The following is a 15,913-nucleotide window of genomic DNA, read 5'->3' on the forward strand; positions in this document are numbered from 1 at the left end:
CAAGTGCCTCGGCAGCCGTCTCGGCAGTCGCCTCAACAGTCGCATCCGCAGTCGCAGCCGTCGCAGCTGTCACAGCAGTTGCAGCAGTCTCCGCACCCGGAGCAGCCGTTGCAGCAGTCGCAACAGTCGGGGCACTCACAGCAGTCGTGCCGCTCACAGAAGCCCTGGCGGCGCCGGCGGCTGAACGGGTCGTTGTGGTCGCAGCAGAGCAGCTGGCAGGTGCAGGCCATCAGCGCCCACACCGCGCACCCGGCGAGCAGGTTGCGGGGGCGCGGCGGCTTCTCGCCGGGCGGGGTGAAGCCGGGGCCCTGCGGCACCCACGGCGGGATCGGCGCACCCGGGTCCTGTCCGGGCGGCGCCTGGCGCGGCGGCGCGTCGTGCGGGTGCTCGCCCGTGGTGACGTCCGTGGTGACGTCCGTGGTGACGTCCGGCGTGGCGCCCGCGGCGCCGCCCGTGGTGCGGCAGTCGGCCGTGTGCGAGGCTCCGAAGACCCGGTCGACGGCGCGCTCGGTCTCGTGCGCGAGCAGGACGTGGACCAGCGCCCGGTCGGTCAGGTCGACCTCGCGCAGGGCGAGCCGGATGCCGTGGACGGCGTCGCGGCAGAGCCGTTCGGCCTCGGCGCGGTCGGTGCCGGTGGCGGTGAGCGGGTTCCAGGCGCCGGAGGCGGCGTCGGCGGCCTGGTCCTCGGCGGCGTCGAGGAGGTGGGCGAGCCGGCCGAACAGCCGCCCGGCTTCGGCGAGCGGGGCGGCATTGCCGGGGCGTCCGGCGATGACGGCGGTGTGCGCGAAGGCGGCCGAGGTGGCGGTCTCGGTGGGTTCGGTGACCAGCAGGACGGATCCGCCAGGAAGCAGCGAGCGCTCCAACTCGCCCTGCCGGGAGGCGGCTTCGAGCAGGACGGCGGTGTCGAAGCCGATCGTCGAGGCGCTGCCGGCGCTCTGCCGGTCCCAGCGCCGGGTGACCGCGCGGGCCCCGGCGGCGACGGGGCGGCGGGCGAACACGCCGTCGCGGTCCTCGACGTGGTCGCGGATCTTCACCGAGGCGAGGGTGAGCGAGACGGCGGCGGCGAGCCGGGCGCCCTCGCCCTTGGCGACGGAGGCGGTTCGCATGCCGCGCAGCGGGCACGGCCCGGCGGTGCGCCGCCAGGAGACGTCCTCCCGGGCGGCCTGGGCTTCGACCAGGACGGAGATGATCAGGCCGTCGTAGTTGGTGGCGGTCCGGGCGAGTTGACCGTGGTCGTCGCGCAGTGCGAGGCAGAGCCCGCACAGGTGGGCCATCCAGGAGGTCTGCAGCTTTTCGGACAGCCGGTGCCTGCACGGTCTGATGATGCCGAACACGATCGTCCCCCTCGCCTTTCGGGCCGCTGACCGGCCACGATTCGCCGCACATCATATGATCAGCGGCGTGCCTGGGCCGAGCCCTTGACGGACCTGAGCGGGGACGACCGTGGTGGAAGCGGCCGAAGCCACAAGGGTGCGTGCCACCCGGAGGCCTACGGACGGGAGGCCTGCGGACGGTCGGGAGTCCCGGCCGCCGCCGCCCCGGGTCGAAGCGCTCAGGCCGGGATGAGCGCGTCCCACTGGTCCCGGGTCGGGCCGTCGTGCCGGGGCGAGAAGTCCGGGCGCTCGGCCAGCCAGGCGGTGACGCGCTCGCGCACCTCGTCGCTGCCGAAGGCCTCGTCGGGTGTGCGCACGAGGTGGCGCACCTGGGCCCGGGCGCGCATGACGACGGGATCGTCGAAGGCGCAGGCGGCCTGGGCGGCGGCCCGTACGTCCGTGGACGGAGAACTGTCGGTGAGGCGTTGCTCGTTGGCACGGTCGGCCGCCACCTGCGCGTCGAACCACGGGCGGAGGGTCTGTGCAGCCCAGGTGTGGTAGCCGGTGGGGTCGGCGGCGATCCGGTCGACGTGGGTGGCGAGGTGCTGGGCGGCCCGGAGGCCGAGGGCCACCCCGTGGCCGAGGGTGGGGTTGGTGTGGACGAGGCTGTCCCCGGCGTTGACCAGGCCGGTGACGACGGGTCCGTCGGCGTCGACGAGCGAGGTCCAGCGGTTGTCCAGGCCGGCCATCGCCAGCACGGCGGAGTGCGGTTCGGGGTCCAGGTCGAGCCAGGCGGCGGTGGCGGGGAAGCGGCGGACGACGGCCTCGAACACGGCAGGGTCGATGAGCGCGCTGCGGGTCGGATCACCGGTGGAGACCACCAGGCTCACCGCGAAGGTGTCGTTGTCGGACGGGAAGATGCCGGCGAGTGCGTACGGCGCGGTCGAGCCGTTCTTCACCCGCCCGGGGTCACGCGGGCCGTCGGCGCGCAGGCGGTACCAGCGGCACAGGTAGGTGATCCCGGTGCGGTGGTTGTCGACCACGGGCGGGCGGCAGCCGGCCGCGATCAGCCAGGCAGGTATCGGCGAGCGACGACCGGAGGCGTCGACGACGAGGTCGGCCCGGTGCGTTTCCTCGCCCACCCGCACGCCGGTGACCCGAGCCGGGCTGCCCTCCTCGAAGACGAGGGCGCTGACCCGGGAGCCTCGCCGCACCTCGACGGTGGATTCCCGCTGCACGGCCGCGGTCAGGGCGGCCTCCAGCACGATGCGGCGGGTGCGCAGGGTCACCAGTTCCTCGTCGCCGGCCCGATGCGGCGGGTGCTCACCGAACCAGTCGAAGTCGTGGTACTCGTGGGCTCCGCGGGCCAGCAGGTCCGCGTAGACGTCAGGGGCCTCGGCGCGCAGCACGGTGCGCACGGGCGCGAGGAACGAGTGGGGCTGGTTGGCCTGCGGGACTCGCGGTCTGTTCCAGTCGAAGAAGTCCTGGTTCAGGTCCTCGCCGGCCTGTCTGGCGTCCTGCTCGAACAACGTGACCGTATGGCCCCGCCGGCCGAGCATGAGCGCCGTCCCCAGTCCGCTGATACCGCCGCCGACCACCGCAACCCGCGCCATTGAGCTCCCCTTCGCGTCGTGTTGCGAATCGATCCTACTGCTCGGTGATCTTCGGCCCAGCGCCGGGTCGGCCGTCGCGGTCTCGGCCTGTCCGGCGTCTACCTGCGGCAGACCGCCGGCGGCGGCGGGCACCGCTCCGCCTGCCCCACCACGAGTGCGGTCTGCGCGGCGGTGGCCGGACTCGCCGTCCTGGCCTCGGTCCTCGCGGGCCGCGCCACCGCGCGGGAGCGGCGCGAGGACGAGCCGGTCGCGCTCTGCCGAGGGCGAACTGCGGTCCGCTGACGGTCTTCCGGCCCGTACGGTGGCCTGCATGACCGACGTACGGACCGTGGACCTGCCCGGAGTGACGCTCGCCTACCGCGAGAGCGGACGCGCCGACGGCCCGCCGCTGGTACTGCTGCACGCCCTCGGCGAGCGCGCCTCCGACTGGGACGTGGTGCTGCCCGGTCTCGCCCCCGGCCACCACGTGTACGCGCTCGACCTGCGCGGCCACGGCGACAGTGACCGGGCCGGGGCCTACAGCCTGCAGGCGATGCGGGACGACGTGCTGGCCTTCCTCGACGCGCTCGGGCTGGACCGCGTCGACCTCGTCGGCCACTCCATGGGCGGGGCCGTCGCCTACCTGCTCGCCCAGGCCGCGCCGGAACGGATCGACCGGCTGGTCCTGGAGGAGATCCCCGCGCTGTACCCGCGCCCCGCGAGTGCGCTGCCGGACGACCCGGACGAGTCCGTCCACTTCCACTGGGCCATGGTCAGGGCCGTCCGGGCCCAGATCGACAGCCCCGATCCGGCCTGGCGGGAGGGGCTGGCGAGGATCACCGCCCGCACCCTGGCGGTCGCGGGCGGCCCGACCAGCCACGTCCCCCAGGAGCGGATCGCCGAACTCGTCCGGCTGATCCCGGACTGCCGCCTCGTCACCATCGAGGCCGGGCACCTGGTGCACGGTGCCCGGCCCGAGGATTTCGTCGCCGCGGTGGCGCCGTTCCTGTCGGAGTGACCACACGCTGTGCGGAGTGCCTGCCGGAGTGACTACACGCCGTGCTCGGCGGGCAGTCGCCCGCTGCGCACCGCCGTGAGCAGGTCGGCGTGGTCCGCCTCGGTGCGGTCCGCGTAGGCCACGGCGAAGGCCGCGACCGCCTCGTCCAGCGCCTCGCTCTTGCCGCAGTACCCGGCCAGCAGGCTCGGATCGGCGGTGTGCGCGTGCGCCCGGGCGAGCAGGGCGCCGGTGATCCGCGCGTAGTCGTCCAGCTGGGTCGGCAGCAGCGCGGCCGGGTCGACGCTGCCCTTGCGGTTGCGGAACTGCCGCACCTGGTAGGGGAGTCCGTCGACCGTCGTCCAGCCCAGCAGGGTGTCGCTGACCACCTGCATGTGCTTCTGGCCGAGCACCACCCGCCGGCCCTCGTGGCCGTCCCGCTCCACCGGCGGCAGGTACGGCAGCAGCGCGGACGGGCGGGCCTCCTTCACCTGCAGCACCAGCGGCTGGTCCCGGTGGTCGGTGAGCAGCACCACGTACGAGCGGGTGCCCACGCTGCCCGTGCCCACCACCCGGAACGCCACGTCCTGCACCCGGTAGCGGGACAGCAGCGTGCGCACCTCGGCGGGCACCGTCTCCACGTACGGGCCGAGCGCGTGGGCGACGGCCCGGGCGGTCGCGTCGGTCACCTCGGTGAGCACCGGAGGAGCGGCGGAGAAACGCCAACCGCCGTCCGCCGTACGGGTGGTGCTGCGCGCGGCGAACTTCGCGCTGGTGTTGCCGAGCGCCTTGGCGCCGACCTTGCGCAGCACGTCCGCGAGGTCGTGCGCCTCGGCGAAGGACACCAACTGCTCGTCGGCGACGGCGTTCCAGGCGTCCAGCGCGGGCAGCTTGGCGAGCGTACGCATGGTCCGGCGGTACGAGCCGGCCACGTGCTCGGCGGCCTCGCGCGCGGTGGTCTCACTCGCGCCGGTCTCCCGGCCGGCCAGTACCAGGCTGGCGGCGAGCCGCTTGACGTCCCACTCCCACGGACCGTGCACGGTCTCGTCGAAGTCGTTGATATCCATGACGAGTTGGCCGCGCGCATCGCCGTACAGGCCGAAGTTGGCGGCGTGCGCGTCGCCGCACAGCTGCGCGCCGACCCCGGTCACCGGCGTGCCCTCGAGGTCGGCCGCCATCAGCCCGGCCGACCCGCGCAGGAACGCGAACGGCGTGGCCGCCATCCGTCCCACCCGGATCGGCACCAACTCGGCGAGCCGGCCCGCGTTCGACGCCTCGATCGCCTCCACGGCCGTCGGCCGCCCGTGGGCGAGGGCGAACTCCGCGTGCCGCTCCCGGGGCACCCGGGCCCGCAGCTCCTTGCCCCGCTCCCGCGCCCGCCCGTCCTGCGCCGACGCGAACCCGGCCACCGCGAACCCGCGCCGGGCCCGCCCGGCCGGGTCGTCCGCACCGTCCGCGCTCCGCTGTGCCACGACGCTCCGCTGCGCTGCCATGCTCCGCTGCGCCGCGACGCCAGGCCCGCCCCGGCCTCCCGCTGCTCTCAGCTCAGTTCCGTCCACTGCTTCGGTCATCCGCGCCACCGCGCCCCGCCCGTCCCTTCCGGTCCTTACCCGCCCGCGAGCTGCGCGGATGGTTTATCGGGGGGAGGGACGTCCGGAGCCGCACGGTGGTTCCTGCGGGGCGGGTGAGATCGCCCCCACCCGTACCCGTCCGCCCCGTCCGTGCGCTGCCTGCCCCTGACCGCCGACGCGCCCCGGACGATGCGGGTGCCACCGCAGCGGGGTAGCGTGGGCCCGTGGATGATCTTGGGGGGAACCTGCGTGCCCGCACGGCCGCAGGGGCAGCAGCCGTGGTGACGGTGGCCGCGGGTCTGGGTGTGCGGGCGGTGTCGGGCGGGGACGTCGCCAAGTACGCCGGGGACGCGCTCTACACCGTCCTGGTGTACGCGCTGGTGGTGCTGGTCGCGCCGAGGATCCGGCCGGCCCGGGCCGCCGCCCTGGCGGCCGCGCTGAGCTGGGCCGTGGAGCTGTTCCAGCTCACCGGGCTGCCGGACGCCTGGGGTCGCCGGAGCATGCTCGTCCGGCTGGTCCTCGGCTCGACGTTCAACCCGCCGGACCTGTTCTGGTACCTGGTCGGCGCGGGCGCTGCCGTGCTGCTCCACCGGGTGCTGCGGGCCGTTCGCGGCGCAGCACCCGGCGGAGCTACCTGACGGATCGTCAGGATAACGTGACGCTCCGTCAGAAGGGCAGCAGGTCGGGCCGCTTGGCCTCGACATGGTCGCCCGAGGACTCGCCGCGCAGGCGTCGGCCGACCCAGGGGATCAGGTACTCACGGGCCCACTGGAGGTTTTCGCGCCGCTGGTCGGCGGGGGTGAGCATGGGGGCGTCCGGCCACGGCGCCTCCGGGTCCTGCTCGGTGGCCAGGCCCAGCGAGCGGGCGGCCAGCAGGGCGACCCGCTGGTGGCCGTCGCCGGACAGGTGTAGGCGGTCCTCGCTCCACGCGCGGCGGTCCTGCACCGCGCGCAGCGACCACAGATCGGCCACCTTGCAGCCGTTGCGGTCGGCGACGGCCCGCATGTGCCCGTTGTAGGTCGCGATCTTGCCGCGCAGGTGCTTGAGCAGCGGCACCTCGCGGGTGTCGAAGCCGGTGCAGATCAGCACCGTCCCGGCGGACTCGACGAGTTGGACGACGGCGGCCTCGAAGCGCTCGGCCACCTCGTCCGGGTCGCTGCCCGGCCGCAGGATGTCGTTGCCGCCGGCGCAGAAGGTGACCAGGTCGGGCTGGAGCCGGCGGGCCTGCGGCACCTGCTCGGCCGCGATCTGGTCCAACAGTCGGCCGCGCACCGCCAGGTTGGCGTAGCGGAATGCGCCCGGCGGGCGCCCGGCGGCGAGGAGCCCGGCCAGGCGGTCGGCCCATCCGGCGAACCTGCCGTCGACACCGGGGTCGTTCAGGCCTTCGGTGAAGCTGTCCCCGAGGGCGGCGTACGAGCTGAGGTCAAGGGTCTCCTGGAGGTACGGCATGAAAGAGATAGTTCACCCAATCAAGTGACCTACGCCACCGTAGGTCGCCCCGGCCGCACGTGAGATGGACCACGTACCCTCGTCGGCTCTCCTCGCGGCTCAGAGCGCCGCACCCCGGAAAGAACAAGATCCTTACCCCCTATCGCTTTTGGGCCCGACCGGCCGATGCTCGAAGGGAGCGACCGCCCGGGTCGCCGTCCTCCCGGGGGAGAACATCCATGGCCATCGACACGCGCTCCGACGTACCCGAGAAGTGGTCCATCGACGACCGCTGCACCAACTGCGACGCCGCCCGGCAGCTCGCGCCCGACCTGGTCCGCGAGCACGCCGGCCGGTCCGAGCTGGTCCGCCAACCGCGCGACGAGGCCGAGCGCCGACAGCTGCGGGCCGCCGCCCACGCCTGCCCGACCCGCTCCATCCGCCCCGGCTCCGGCCCACTCGACCCGGCCGGCGACCCCTTCCCGCTCGCGCTCGACGACGACGTGCTGCTGCTCGGCCACAACTCCCGCTGGACCGCGGGCGCCAACTCCTACCTCTGCCGCCGCCCCACCGGCTGGGTGATGGTCGACACGCCCCGCTACAGCGAGGCTCTCGCCGCCCGCTACGCCGCACTCGGCCCGGTCACCGACATCCTGCTCACCCACCGCGACCACGCCAGGCACGGCCGGGAGTACGCCGACCGGCTCGGCGCCCGGCTCTGGATCCACGAGGGCGACCTCGAGGCCGTGCCCGACGCGGACCGGGTACTGCGCGGCACCGAGCCGGTGGAGATCGGGCCCGGCCTGGTCGCCCACCCGTTCCCCGGCCACACCCGCGGCAGCGTGCTCTTCGTCGCCGAGGAGCGGTACTGCTTCAGCGGCGACAGCCTGTACTGGTCCCGCACCACCGAGGACGTGGAGGTGCAGGAGGCCATCACCTGGTACTCGATCGAGGAGCAGGCCGCCTCGCTGGAGCGCAGCCTGGGCGTGCTCCGCTTCGAGTGGCTGCTGCCCGGCCACGGGGACCGGCGCCGGATGCCCGCCGAGGAGGCGGACCGCCGGCTGCGCTCCCTCGCCGAACGCTGCCGGACGCTGCGGCCCGCGCCGGTGGACTTCACCGCGCTCCGCTGGTAGCCACGCGGGCCTGACCGGCGGCCCGCCCACCACGGTTGCCCGCCGGCAGCGGCGACAGCGCCGACAGCGCCGACAATGCCGAGAGCGCCGACAATGCCGAGAGCGCCGAGAGCGCCGAGAGCGCCGAGAGCGCCACCACGCCGACAGCGCCGACAGCGGCGGAGCGTTCGTGCGCCGGTGCTCGCGCCGGGTGCGCGGGGGCGTGCGTCCACCGGGGGCGCCCGCGCGGGTGTGCGAAACGGTGCCACCGGGGCAGCCGCCTCTGCAACAGCGCGGTGTTCCGTACCGGCGGAACCCGGGCCACCCCGCGATCCAAGGACGGTTGACCCATGCCCACGCAGACCCCGGAGCGCACCGCCCGGCCACGGCGCTACCTGATGTGCAGGCCGACGCACTTCACCGTGGACTACGCCATCAATCCGTGGATGGACCCGGCCCAGCCCACCGACACCGCGCTCGCGCTGCGCCAGTGGGAGCGGCTCCACCGGACCTACCGCCGCCTCGGCCACACCGTCGAGCTGATCGACCCGCTGCCCGGCCTGCCGGACATGGTCTACGCCGCGAACGGTGCGACCGTGCTGGACGGCCGGGCACTGGTGGCGACCTTCCGCTACCCGGAGCGCGCCGCCGAGTCGGACGCCTACCAGGCCTGGTTCCGGGAGCGCGGCTACCGCGAGGTGCGCCGCGCCGGGCACGTCAACGAGGGCGAGGGCGACCACCTGGTGGTGGGCCACCGGGTGCTCGCCGGGACGGGCTTCCGCAGTTCGCGCGCGGCGCACGCCGAGGCGGGCGAGCTGTTCGGCGTCCCGGTGGTCAGCCTGAACCTGGTCGACCCGCGCTTCTACCACCTGGACACCGCGCTGGCCGTGCTCTCGGACGACCACGTCATGTACTACCCGGAGGCCTTCGACGCCGACAGTCGCGCCGTGCTGCGCGCGCTCTACCCGGACGCCATCCTCGCCGACCGCGCCGACGCCGAGGTGTTCGGGCTCAACGCGGTCTCGGACGGCCGCCGGGTGCTGCTGCCGGAGACGGCCAAGAACCTGGCGGGCCGCCTCGCCGAACACGGCTACGAGCCGATACCGGTGGACGTCTCGGAGCTGCTGAAGGGCGGCGGCGGGGCCAAGTGCTGCACCCTGGAGCTCAGGCCGGCCTGAGCTCCGGCCCGACCAGCAGCACCTCCAGGGTGCGCGGCCCGTGCACCCCCTCCACCCGGTCGAGTTCGATGTCGCTGGTCGCGGACGGCCCCGAGATCCAGGTCTGCGGCCGCCGGGGATCCAGGCGCGGCAGCGCGAGCGGCACCGAGGCGACGACCTGCTCCGGCGCCCGGACGACGCACACGTGGTGGTCCGGGACGAGCGAGAGCAGCCGACGCCCCTGGCCCGGCCCCGCGTCCAGCACGATCGTCCCGGTCTCGGCGACGGCCAGCGCGCAGCCGGTGACCACGCTGTCCACGGTGTCGAGCCGGGCGGCGGTGAGCGTCCCGTCGTCCGGCACGAGTTCGACGGCGGGGGCGGTCGCGGCCAGCCACCCGGACGGCAGCCCGTCCGGCACGGCGACCGTCCGGCTGCCCCGCTCGGCCAGCAACCCGGCGATCCGCCGCGGCAGTTCGTCCTCGCGGCACCGGTGCACCCGCGCCCGGTACTCGGCCAGGTTGCGGTGCAGCAGGTCGACCAGCGCCGCCGGGTCGTCCGTCGGCACGTGCGCCGCCAGGTAGCCTCGCGGCAGCGGCTGTTCGTCCATCCCGGCGGCGTCGCCGAGCGCCGCCCGGATCCGGGCGAGGATCGACTCCCGTGCGGTCGTGTGCGGTTTCACGTGCGGTTCCTCCGCCACCAGTCGCGGAACGGTTCGGCGGGCACCTCCGGCAGGTCCCGGGTGTCGGTCCACGCGCGCCCCGGCCCGGGCAGCCGGCGCGGGTGCAGCGCGCGGGTGCGCCCGGCCAGCCGTTCGGCGGCCGCGAGTGCCGCCGGGTGGTCCAGCACGTACCCGGCGGCGGCCATCGCCGCCCGCTCCAGCGGGTGCCCGCCCTGCTCCGTGACCCGCTCGCGCAGGTGCACCAGCACCTCGGGGATGTCGATCGCCACCGGGCACACCTCGTAGCAGGCCCCGCAGAGCGAGGAGGCGTACGGCAGTGAGGCGTCCACCGGGCTTGCCGTGCCGCGCAGTTGGGGCGTCAGGATGGCGCCGATCGGGCCCGGGTACACCGAGCCGTACGCGTGCCCGCCGGCCCGCTCGTACACCGGGCAGACGTTGAGGCAGGCCGAGCAGCGGATGCAGCGCAGCGCCTGGCGGCCGACCCGGTCGGCGAGCGCGGCGGTGCGGCCGTTGTCCAGCAGCACGAGGTGGAACTCGGACGGGCCGTCGCCCGCGCTCGTGCCCGTCTACATCGAGGTGTAGGGGTTCATCCGCTCGGCGGTGGAGGAGCGGGGGAGCAGTTGGAGGAAGACCTCCAGGTCCCGCCAGGTCGGCACGACCTTCTCGATCCCGACCACGGAGATCAGCGTGCGCGGCAGGGTGAGGCACATCCGACCGTTGCCCTCGGACTCGACGACGACCAGGGTGCCGGTCTCGGCGACCATGAAGTTGGCGCCGGAGACGGCCACCCGGGCGCGCAGGAACTTCTCCCGCAGGTGCAGCCGGGCGGCCTCGGCGAGTTCGGCGGGGGAGTCGGTGAGGCCCTCGGGCGCCGGCCGGCCCCAGGCGGCCATCCGTTCGGCGAAGATCTCCCGGATCTCGGCGCGGTTGCGGTGGATCGCGGGCACCAGGATGTGCGAGGGGCGGTCGTCGCCCAACTGCACGATCAGCTCGGCGAGATCGGTCTCGTAGGCGGTGATGCCCTCGGCGGCGAGCGCCTCGTTCAGCCCGATCTCCTGGGTGGCCATTCGACTTGACCTTGACGACTTCGGTCTCTCCGGTGGCCCGGACGAGGCCGGCGACGATCCGGTTGGCCTCCTCGGCGTCGGCGGCCCAGTGCACGGTGCCGCCGGCCGCCGTGACGGACTCCTCCAACTGCACCAGGTAGCGGTCGAGATGGCGCAGCGTGTGGTCCTTGATCGCCTTCCCGGCCTCGCGCAGCTCCGCCCAGTCGGCGAGTTCGGCGACCGCCCGGGCCCGCTTGTCACGGATGGTGTGGGTGGCATGCCGCAGGTTGGCGCGCAGCCGCTCGTCCCGGACGGCCCGGGCGGCGGCCTCGGGGAAGGCGGGCATGCCGAGGAACGCTTGCGTCACGCGGGCCCCCAGGGGTGTTCCTCGGTGCTGGCCAGGACCTCCGCCAGGTGCAGCGGGCGAAGCGTCTCGCCCCGGCGGCGCAGCGTGCCGTCGAGGTGCAGCAGGCAGGAGTTGTCGGAGCCGCACAGCACCCGGGCGCCGGTGCCGAGGGCGTTCGCGACCTTGTCGGCGGCCATGGCGGCCGACACCGCCGCGTTCTTGACCGCGAAGGTGCCGCCGAAGCCGCAGCACTCCTCGGCGCCGGGCAGCTCGACCAGCTCCAACGCCCGGACGGCGCGCAGCAGTCGGCGCGGCCGCTCGCCCAGGCCGAGCAGCCGCAGGCCGTGGCAGGAGGGGTGGTAGGTGACGGTGTGCGGGAAGTACGCGCCGACGTCCTCGACGCCGAGCACGTCGGTCAGGAACTCGGTGAGCTCGTACACCCGGGGCGCCAAGTCGGCGGCGAGGTCGGCCAGTTCGGTGCCGCGGCCGTCGGCGGCGGCCCGGGCGCCGATCCGCGGGTAGTTGTCGCGGACCATCGCCACGCAGGAACCCGAGGGCGTGACCACGTGGTCGTATCCGGCGAAGGCCCGGGTCGTGTGTCGCACCAGCGGTTCGCAGCCCTTCCGGTAGCCGGTGTTGTACTGCGGCTGCCCGCAGCAGGTCTGCCCGGCGGGGAAGTCCACCGTCACGCCGAGGCGTTCCAGCAGCCGCACGGTGGCGATCGCGGTGGCGGGGTACAGCGCGTCGTTGACGCAGGTGGCGAACAGCGCGACCCGCATCCGGGCTCCCTCCGGTCGTACGGCACCGGTCCGTTCGTGATCGGGCACCGGACCGCTCGTGATCGTATCGAGTGGACCGGTGCCGTGGGGGGAACTCGCGCTCCTGCGCCCGAAGTCGGGTGCCGGAGCCGGAGGTCAGCTGCGGGAACCGGAGGTCAGGCGCCGGAGCCGAAGTCAGCTGCCGGAGCCGGAGGTCAGGCGCCGAGCCACAGGTCCGGGCCGAACACCTCGTAGTGGATGTCCGCCGCCGGGACGCCCGCGGCCAGCAGCTGCGAGCGGACGGCGCGCAGGAAGGGCAGCGGGCCGCAGAGGTAGGCGGTGGTGCCGGCCGGAACCTCGACGGAGGCGAGGTCCACCAGCCCGGTGCGCTCGGCCGGCCACTCGCCGAGCGGCTGTTCGTAGAAGACGTGGGCGGTGGCGTTCGGCAGTTTGGCGGTCAGCTGCTCCAGGTCGGCGCGGAAGGCGTGGCCGAGCTGGTCGCGGTCGCCGTGCACCGAGACGATCCGGCGGGTGGAGCCGGTGGCGGCGAGGTGGTCGAGCATCGCGGTCATCGGGGTGTTGCCGATGCCGGCCGAGGCGAGAAGGACCGGGCCGTCGCCGTCGGTGAGGACGATGTCGCCCATCGGGGCCGAGAGCTCGACGGTGTCGCCGGTCCGCAGGTGGTCGTGCAGGTGGCCGGAGACCTCGCCGCCGGCCTCGCGCTTGACGGTGAAGCGCAGCGCGCCGTCGGCCTCGCCGGAGAGGCTGTACTGGCGGATCTGCCGGGCACCGTCGGGCAGTTCGGTGCGCACGGAGACGTACTGGCCGGGCCGGGAGGCGGGGACGGGGCGGCCGTCGGCCGGGCGGACCAGGTAGCTGGTGACGGTGTCGGTCTCCTGGTAGCGGGTCACCACGGTGTAGGGGCGCCACAGGTCGGCCGGGCCGCCGCCCGCGACGGCCTCGGCGCGCAGCCGGTTCTCGATGGCGATCAGCGCGTTGGCCATCAGCCAGTAGACCTCGTCCCAGGCGGCGGCGACCTCGGGGGTGACGGCCGCGCCGAGCACCTCGACGATGGCGGCGAACAGGTGCTCGTGGACGACCTTGTACTGCTCGTTGTCGATGCCGACCGAGACGTGCTTGTGGGCGATCCGCGCGAGCATCGCGTCCGGGCGCTGGTCCGGGTGGGCGATCAGTGCGGTGGCGAAGGCGGCTATCGAGCCGGCCAGCGCCTCGCGCTGGGTGCCGTTGGCCTGGTTGCCCCGGTTGAAGAGGGCGCGCAGCAGCTCGGGGTGGGCGGCGAACAGCCGGTCGTAGAAGCGCGGGGTGATGTCGCCGATGGCGGCGCCCACGACGGGCAGGGTGGCCTCGATGACCTCGGTGGACTTCGCGGACAGCATCAGTCGGGCTCCTAACTGGCATCTGAGATGCGTATTAAAGGCCGTGCGGTGGCGCGCGACCCCGATGGGCGGGTGCGATCGGTGGGTGATCAGTCGGTGGGTCCGGTGCCGAGGCCGAGCAGGACCGGCCCGGTGGGCGCGGCGACCAGGTCGTCGACGCAGAGCGGGTCGAGCGCGGCGAAGAACGCCTCCTGGGCGTTGCGCAGCGCCCCGCGCAGCCGGCACGCGGCCCGCAGTGGGCACGGCGGGTCGTCCGCGCAGCCGACCACGTCGCCGACCCCCTCCAGCTCCCGCAGCAGCAGCCCGAGCGAACCGGTCCGCCCGGCGAAGGTGAGCATCAGCCCGCCGCCGCGACCGCGCCGAGCCTCCAGCACCCCCAGGTGCTGCAGGCGGCTGACCACCTTCGCCGCGTGGGTGTACGGCACACCGACCGACTCGGCCACCTCGCGGGTGGTCGGGTTGTCGCCCTCGTCCAGCACGGCCAGCCGCATGGCGATCCGGAGGGCGATGTCGGTGCTCTTGGTCAGCCTCACGTTCGAAACGCTATCTAATACGACTCCAAAACTCCAATTTCCTGCACGATCCTGAACCGTTCGGCCCGGGGGCTACCCCGGTGAATCGGTCGAATCTGAACAGTTGGCGACATTAGTTGTCACTCCCTGACGGGCAGTCAGGGTGGCTTCTACGCTTCGTGCGGCCCCGGGCCGCCCCTCGCGTGGTGCCCGTGCGGCCCACATCGCCCACCCGCATGTGACGTACCACACGTGACCCGCGGCCCAGCAGCCCAGCAGCACCGCCCGTATCGCCGACCGCTTGGAGAGACCGTGAGAACACGCCGAGCCCCCCGCCGGACCCTGACGGCCGTGACCGCGATAGCCGCGGCCACGGCCGCACTGCTGTCCCAGCCCGCCACCGCCCAGGCCGCCGCACCGCCGCCGACCGTCACCGCCCAGGTGCCGGTGGCGCCCTACCCGGCGGGCGTCGCCCTCGCGCCGGACGGCGGCCACGCCTACGTGACCAGCCAGAGCAGCGGCACCGTCAGCGTGCTGGACACCGCGAGCAACACCGTGAGCGGCAGCTTCACCGCCGGCACCGGCTCCTACGCGGTCGCCCTCTCGCCCGACGGGCACCGCGCCTACCTGACGCACCACCTGGACAACACGGTCAGCGTCGTGGACACCGCGAGCCACACCGTCACCGCGACCGTCCCGGTCGGCCCCCAGCCCTGGGGACTCGCCCTCTCGCCGGACGGCTCGCGCGCCTATGTGAGCAACGCCGGCGCCAACACCGTGAGCGTGCTGGACACTTCGTCCAACACGGTGACCGCGACCGTCCCGGTCGGCGCCGAGCCACACGGGCTGGCCGTCTCGGCGGACGGCAAGCGGCTGTACGTCGCGGCCTCCGGCGACAAGGCGGTGAACGTCGTCGACACCGCGGGCAGCGCGGTGAGCGCCACCGTTCCCGTCGGCCACAGCGCCTTCGGCCTCGCGCTCAGCCCGGACGGCAGTCGTCTCTGGGTGGCCGACGGCGACGACAGCACGGCCGCCGTGATCGACACCGCGGCGAACACGGTCCTCGGCACCGTCCCGGTCGGCGCCGGCCCGTACGCCGTCACCGTCGCCCCGGACGGCTCGGCCGCGTACGTGTCCAACTACGCCGACAACACGCTGAGCGTGGTGGACACCGCGAGCCGGACCGTCACCGCGACCGTCCCGGTGGGCGCGAGCCCGTACACCCTGGCGCTGGCCGCCGACGGGCGGCACGGCTACCTCGCCGACTTCACCGGCAGCGCCGTCCAGCTGCTGCACTTCCCGCTGCCCGTACCGGCCGTGACCGCGATCACCCCGAACGGCGGCTCCGGGACGGGCGGCACCACGGTGACCGTCACCGGCACCGACCTGAACGGTGCCACCGCGGTGACCTTCGGCGCGGCCGGCGCGGCCACCTCGTTCAGCTGCACCAAGACCCGCTGCACCGCGACCGCCCCCGCCACCACCGTGACCGGTCCGGTGGACGTCCAGGTCACCACGCCCGGCGGCACCAGCGCGGCCGTCACCGCCGACCGGTTCACCTACGCCGCGCCCAGCGCCCACCTGGGCGTCGCGCTCACCGCGACCCCGGTGACCCAGCTGCTCGCCAGCCGGGTCGACTACACGATCACCCTCACCAACCAGGGGCCCGACCCGATCACCGCGGCCACCGTCGCCGCCGACCTGCCCGCCGGGCTGACCGCGACCTCCACCGACTGCGCCATCGCCGCCGGGAAGCTCACCTGCACGCTGGCCGCACCGCTCGCCAAGGGCGCGACCGCCACCCGGCACTTCTCGATCAAGGTCGGCCTGTTCTCGCTGGTCCGCAGCTGGGACGTCACCGTGGCCCGCTCCGCCGGCGCGCCCGCCGACCCGTCGCCCGGCACCAGCCGGGACACCCGCAGCTGCTCCTCCGTCCTCGGGCTGTCGATCACCTGCGCGTAGGACCTGCCGCTCACCCGCGCGCCGAGGCCCTGCCGGACCGTTCCGG

13 protein-coding genes and 1 pseudogene are annotated in these 15,913 nt (G+C 74.2%); 5 read left to right on the forward strand and 9 right to left on the reverse strand.

Features of this window, described 5'->3' with window-relative positions:
* Window positions 1-32 precede the first annotated feature (32 nt).
* Both ACZ51D_RS23420 and ACZ51D_RS23425 read right to left on the reverse strand, forming a co-directional pair.
* Window positions 33-1,334, reverse strand: coding sequence for a DUF5685 family protein (locus tag ACZ51D_RS23420; protein ID WP_465663449.1), 1,302 nt, complete (start codon window positions 1,332-1,334; stop codon window positions 33-35).
* A gap of 218 nt (window positions 1,335-1,552) precedes the next feature.
* A complete protein-coding gene (locus ACZ51D_RS23425) occupies window positions 1,553-2,926 on the reverse strand; it encodes an FAD-dependent oxidoreductase (protein ID WP_465618057.1) in 1,374 nt (457 codons plus the stop codon).
* A gap of 310 nt (window positions 2,927-3,236) precedes the next feature.
* Between ACZ51D_RS23425 and ACZ51D_RS23430 the strand changes: the two genes are divergently transcribed.
* Window positions 3,237-3,923: an alpha/beta fold hydrolase gene (locus ACZ51D_RS23430; protein WP_465663450.1), complete on the forward strand. Its 687-nt coding sequence runs from the start codon at window positions 3,237-3,239 to the stop codon at window positions 3,921-3,923.
* A gap of 32 nt (window positions 3,924-3,955) precedes the next feature.
* Here ACZ51D_RS23430 and ACZ51D_RS23435 read toward each other — a convergent pair whose 3' ends face one another.
* Window positions 3,956-5,470: a DUF2252 domain-containing protein gene (locus tag ACZ51D_RS23435; protein WP_465618063.1), complete on the reverse strand. Its 1,515-nt coding sequence runs from the start codon at window positions 5,468-5,470 to the stop codon at window positions 3,956-3,958.
* A 224-nt stretch (window positions 5,471-5,694) separates the two neighbouring features.
* Between ACZ51D_RS23435 and ACZ51D_RS23440 the strand changes: the two genes are divergently transcribed.
* Window positions 5,695-6,108, forward strand: coding sequence for a ribosomal maturation YjgA family protein (locus tag ACZ51D_RS23440; protein WP_465663451.1), 414 nt, complete (start codon window positions 5,695-5,697; stop codon window positions 6,106-6,108).
* Window positions 6,109-6,136: 28 nt separating this feature from the next.
* Here ACZ51D_RS23440 and ACZ51D_RS23445 read toward each other — a convergent pair whose 3' ends face one another.
* On the reverse strand, window positions 6,137-6,919 hold the full coding sequence (locus ACZ51D_RS23445; protein ID WP_465663452.1) for an SGNH/GDSL hydrolase family protein: 783 nt from the start codon (window positions 6,917-6,919) through the stop codon (window positions 6,137-6,139).
* 218 nt (window positions 6,920-7,137) lie between these two features.
* On the opposite strand from ACZ51D_RS23445, the gene ACZ51D_RS23450 reads away from it, so the two are divergent.
* Together ACZ51D_RS23450 and ddaH are read left to right on the forward strand one after the other, a co-directional pair.
* Window positions 7,138-8,031: a 4Fe-4S domain-containing protein gene (locus ACZ51D_RS23450; RefSeq protein ID WP_465618069.1), complete on the forward strand. Its 894-nt coding sequence runs from the start codon at window positions 7,138-7,140 to the stop codon at window positions 8,029-8,031.
* Window positions 8,032-8,360: 329 nt separating this feature from the next.
* On the forward strand, window positions 8,361-9,188 hold the full coding sequence (ddaH, locus tag ACZ51D_RS23455; RefSeq protein WP_465618073.1) for a dimethylargininase: 828 nt from the start codon (window positions 8,361-8,363) through the stop codon (window positions 9,186-9,188).
* Here ddaH and ACZ51D_RS23460 read toward each other — a convergent pair.
* From ACZ51D_RS23460 to ACZ51D_RS23480, 5 genes and pseudogenes are all read right to left on the reverse strand, one after another.
* Window positions 9,175-9,774, reverse strand: a complete 600-nt coding sequence (locus tag ACZ51D_RS23460) for a LutC/YkgG family protein (protein WP_465663463.1) — start codon at window positions 9,772-9,774, stop codon at window positions 9,175-9,177. The two genes, ddaH and ACZ51D_RS23460, sit on opposite strands and share 14 nt — an antisense overlap.
* A gap of 68 nt (window positions 9,775-9,842) precedes the next feature.
* A pseudogene (locus tag ACZ51D_RS23465) lies at window positions 9,843-11,238 on the reverse strand (lactate utilization protein B).
* Window positions 11,239-11,255: 17 nt separating this feature from the next.
* Complete coding sequence (locus tag ACZ51D_RS23470) at window positions 11,256-12,017, reverse strand: (Fe-S)-binding protein (RefSeq protein WP_465663464.1); 762 nt, start codon at window positions 12,015-12,017, stop codon at window positions 11,256-11,258.
* Between the two features lie 194 nt (window positions 12,018-12,211).
* A complete protein-coding gene (locus ACZ51D_RS23475; RefSeq protein WP_465663453.1) occupies window positions 12,212-13,393 on the reverse strand; it encodes a globin domain-containing protein in 1,182 nt (393 codons plus the stop codon).
* A gap of 89 nt (window positions 13,394-13,482) precedes the next feature.
* Window positions 13,483-13,926 carry an RrF2 family transcriptional regulator gene (locus tag ACZ51D_RS23480; RefSeq protein ID WP_465663454.1) on the reverse strand — a complete coding sequence of 148 codons (444 nt, stop codon included), beginning with the start codon at window positions 13,924-13,926 and terminating at the stop codon, window positions 13,483-13,485.
* A 330-nt stretch (window positions 13,927-14,256) separates the two neighbouring features.
* On the opposite strand from ACZ51D_RS23480, the gene ACZ51D_RS23485 reads away from it, so the two are divergent.
* A complete protein-coding gene (locus ACZ51D_RS23485) occupies window positions 14,257-15,867 on the forward strand; it encodes a beta-propeller fold lactonase family protein (protein ID WP_465663455.1) in 1,611 nt (536 codons plus the stop codon).
* The last annotated feature ends 46 nt before the right edge of the window (window positions 15,868-15,913 follow it).

Source organism: Kitasatospora sp. NPDC033851, from assembly GCF_055576085.1.

Excerpts from the sequence above, each read along its gene's own strand:
- ACZ51D_RS23425 (WP_465618057.1), bottom strand. The coding sequence starts at position 2,926 with ATGGCGCGGGTTGCGGTGGTCGGCGGCGGTATCAGCGGACTGGGGACG.
- ACZ51D_RS23430 (WP_465663450.1), top strand. The coding sequence starts at position 3,237 with ATGACCGACGTACGGACCGTGGACCTGCCCGGAGTGACGCTCGCCTAC.
- ACZ51D_RS23435 (WP_465618063.1), bottom strand. The coding sequence starts at position 5,470 with ATGACCGAAGCAGTGGACGGAACTGAGCTGAGAGCAGCGGGAGGCCGG.
- ACZ51D_RS23445 (WP_465663452.1), bottom strand. The coding sequence starts at position 6,919 with ATGCCGTACCTCCAGGAGACCCTTGACCTCAGCTCGTACGCCGCCCTC.
- ACZ51D_RS23450 (WP_465618069.1), top strand. The coding sequence starts at position 7,138 with ATGGCCATCGACACGCGCTCCGACGTACCCGAGAAGTGGTCCATCGAC.
- ddaH (WP_465618073.1), top strand. The coding sequence starts at position 8,361 with ATGCCCACGCAGACCCCGGAGCGCACCGCCCGGCCACGGCGCTACCTG.
- ACZ51D_RS23460 (WP_465663463.1), bottom strand. The coding sequence starts at position 9,774 with ATGGACGAACAGCCGCTGCCGCGAGGCTACCTGGCGGCGCACGTGCCG.
- ACZ51D_RS23470 (WP_465663464.1), bottom strand. The coding sequence starts at position 12,017 with ATGCGGGTCGCGCTGTTCGCCACCTGCGTCAACGACGCGCTGTACCCC.
- ACZ51D_RS23475 (WP_465663453.1), bottom strand. The coding sequence starts at position 13,393 with ATGCTGTCCGCGAAGTCCACCGAGGTCATCGAGGCCACCCTGCCCGTC.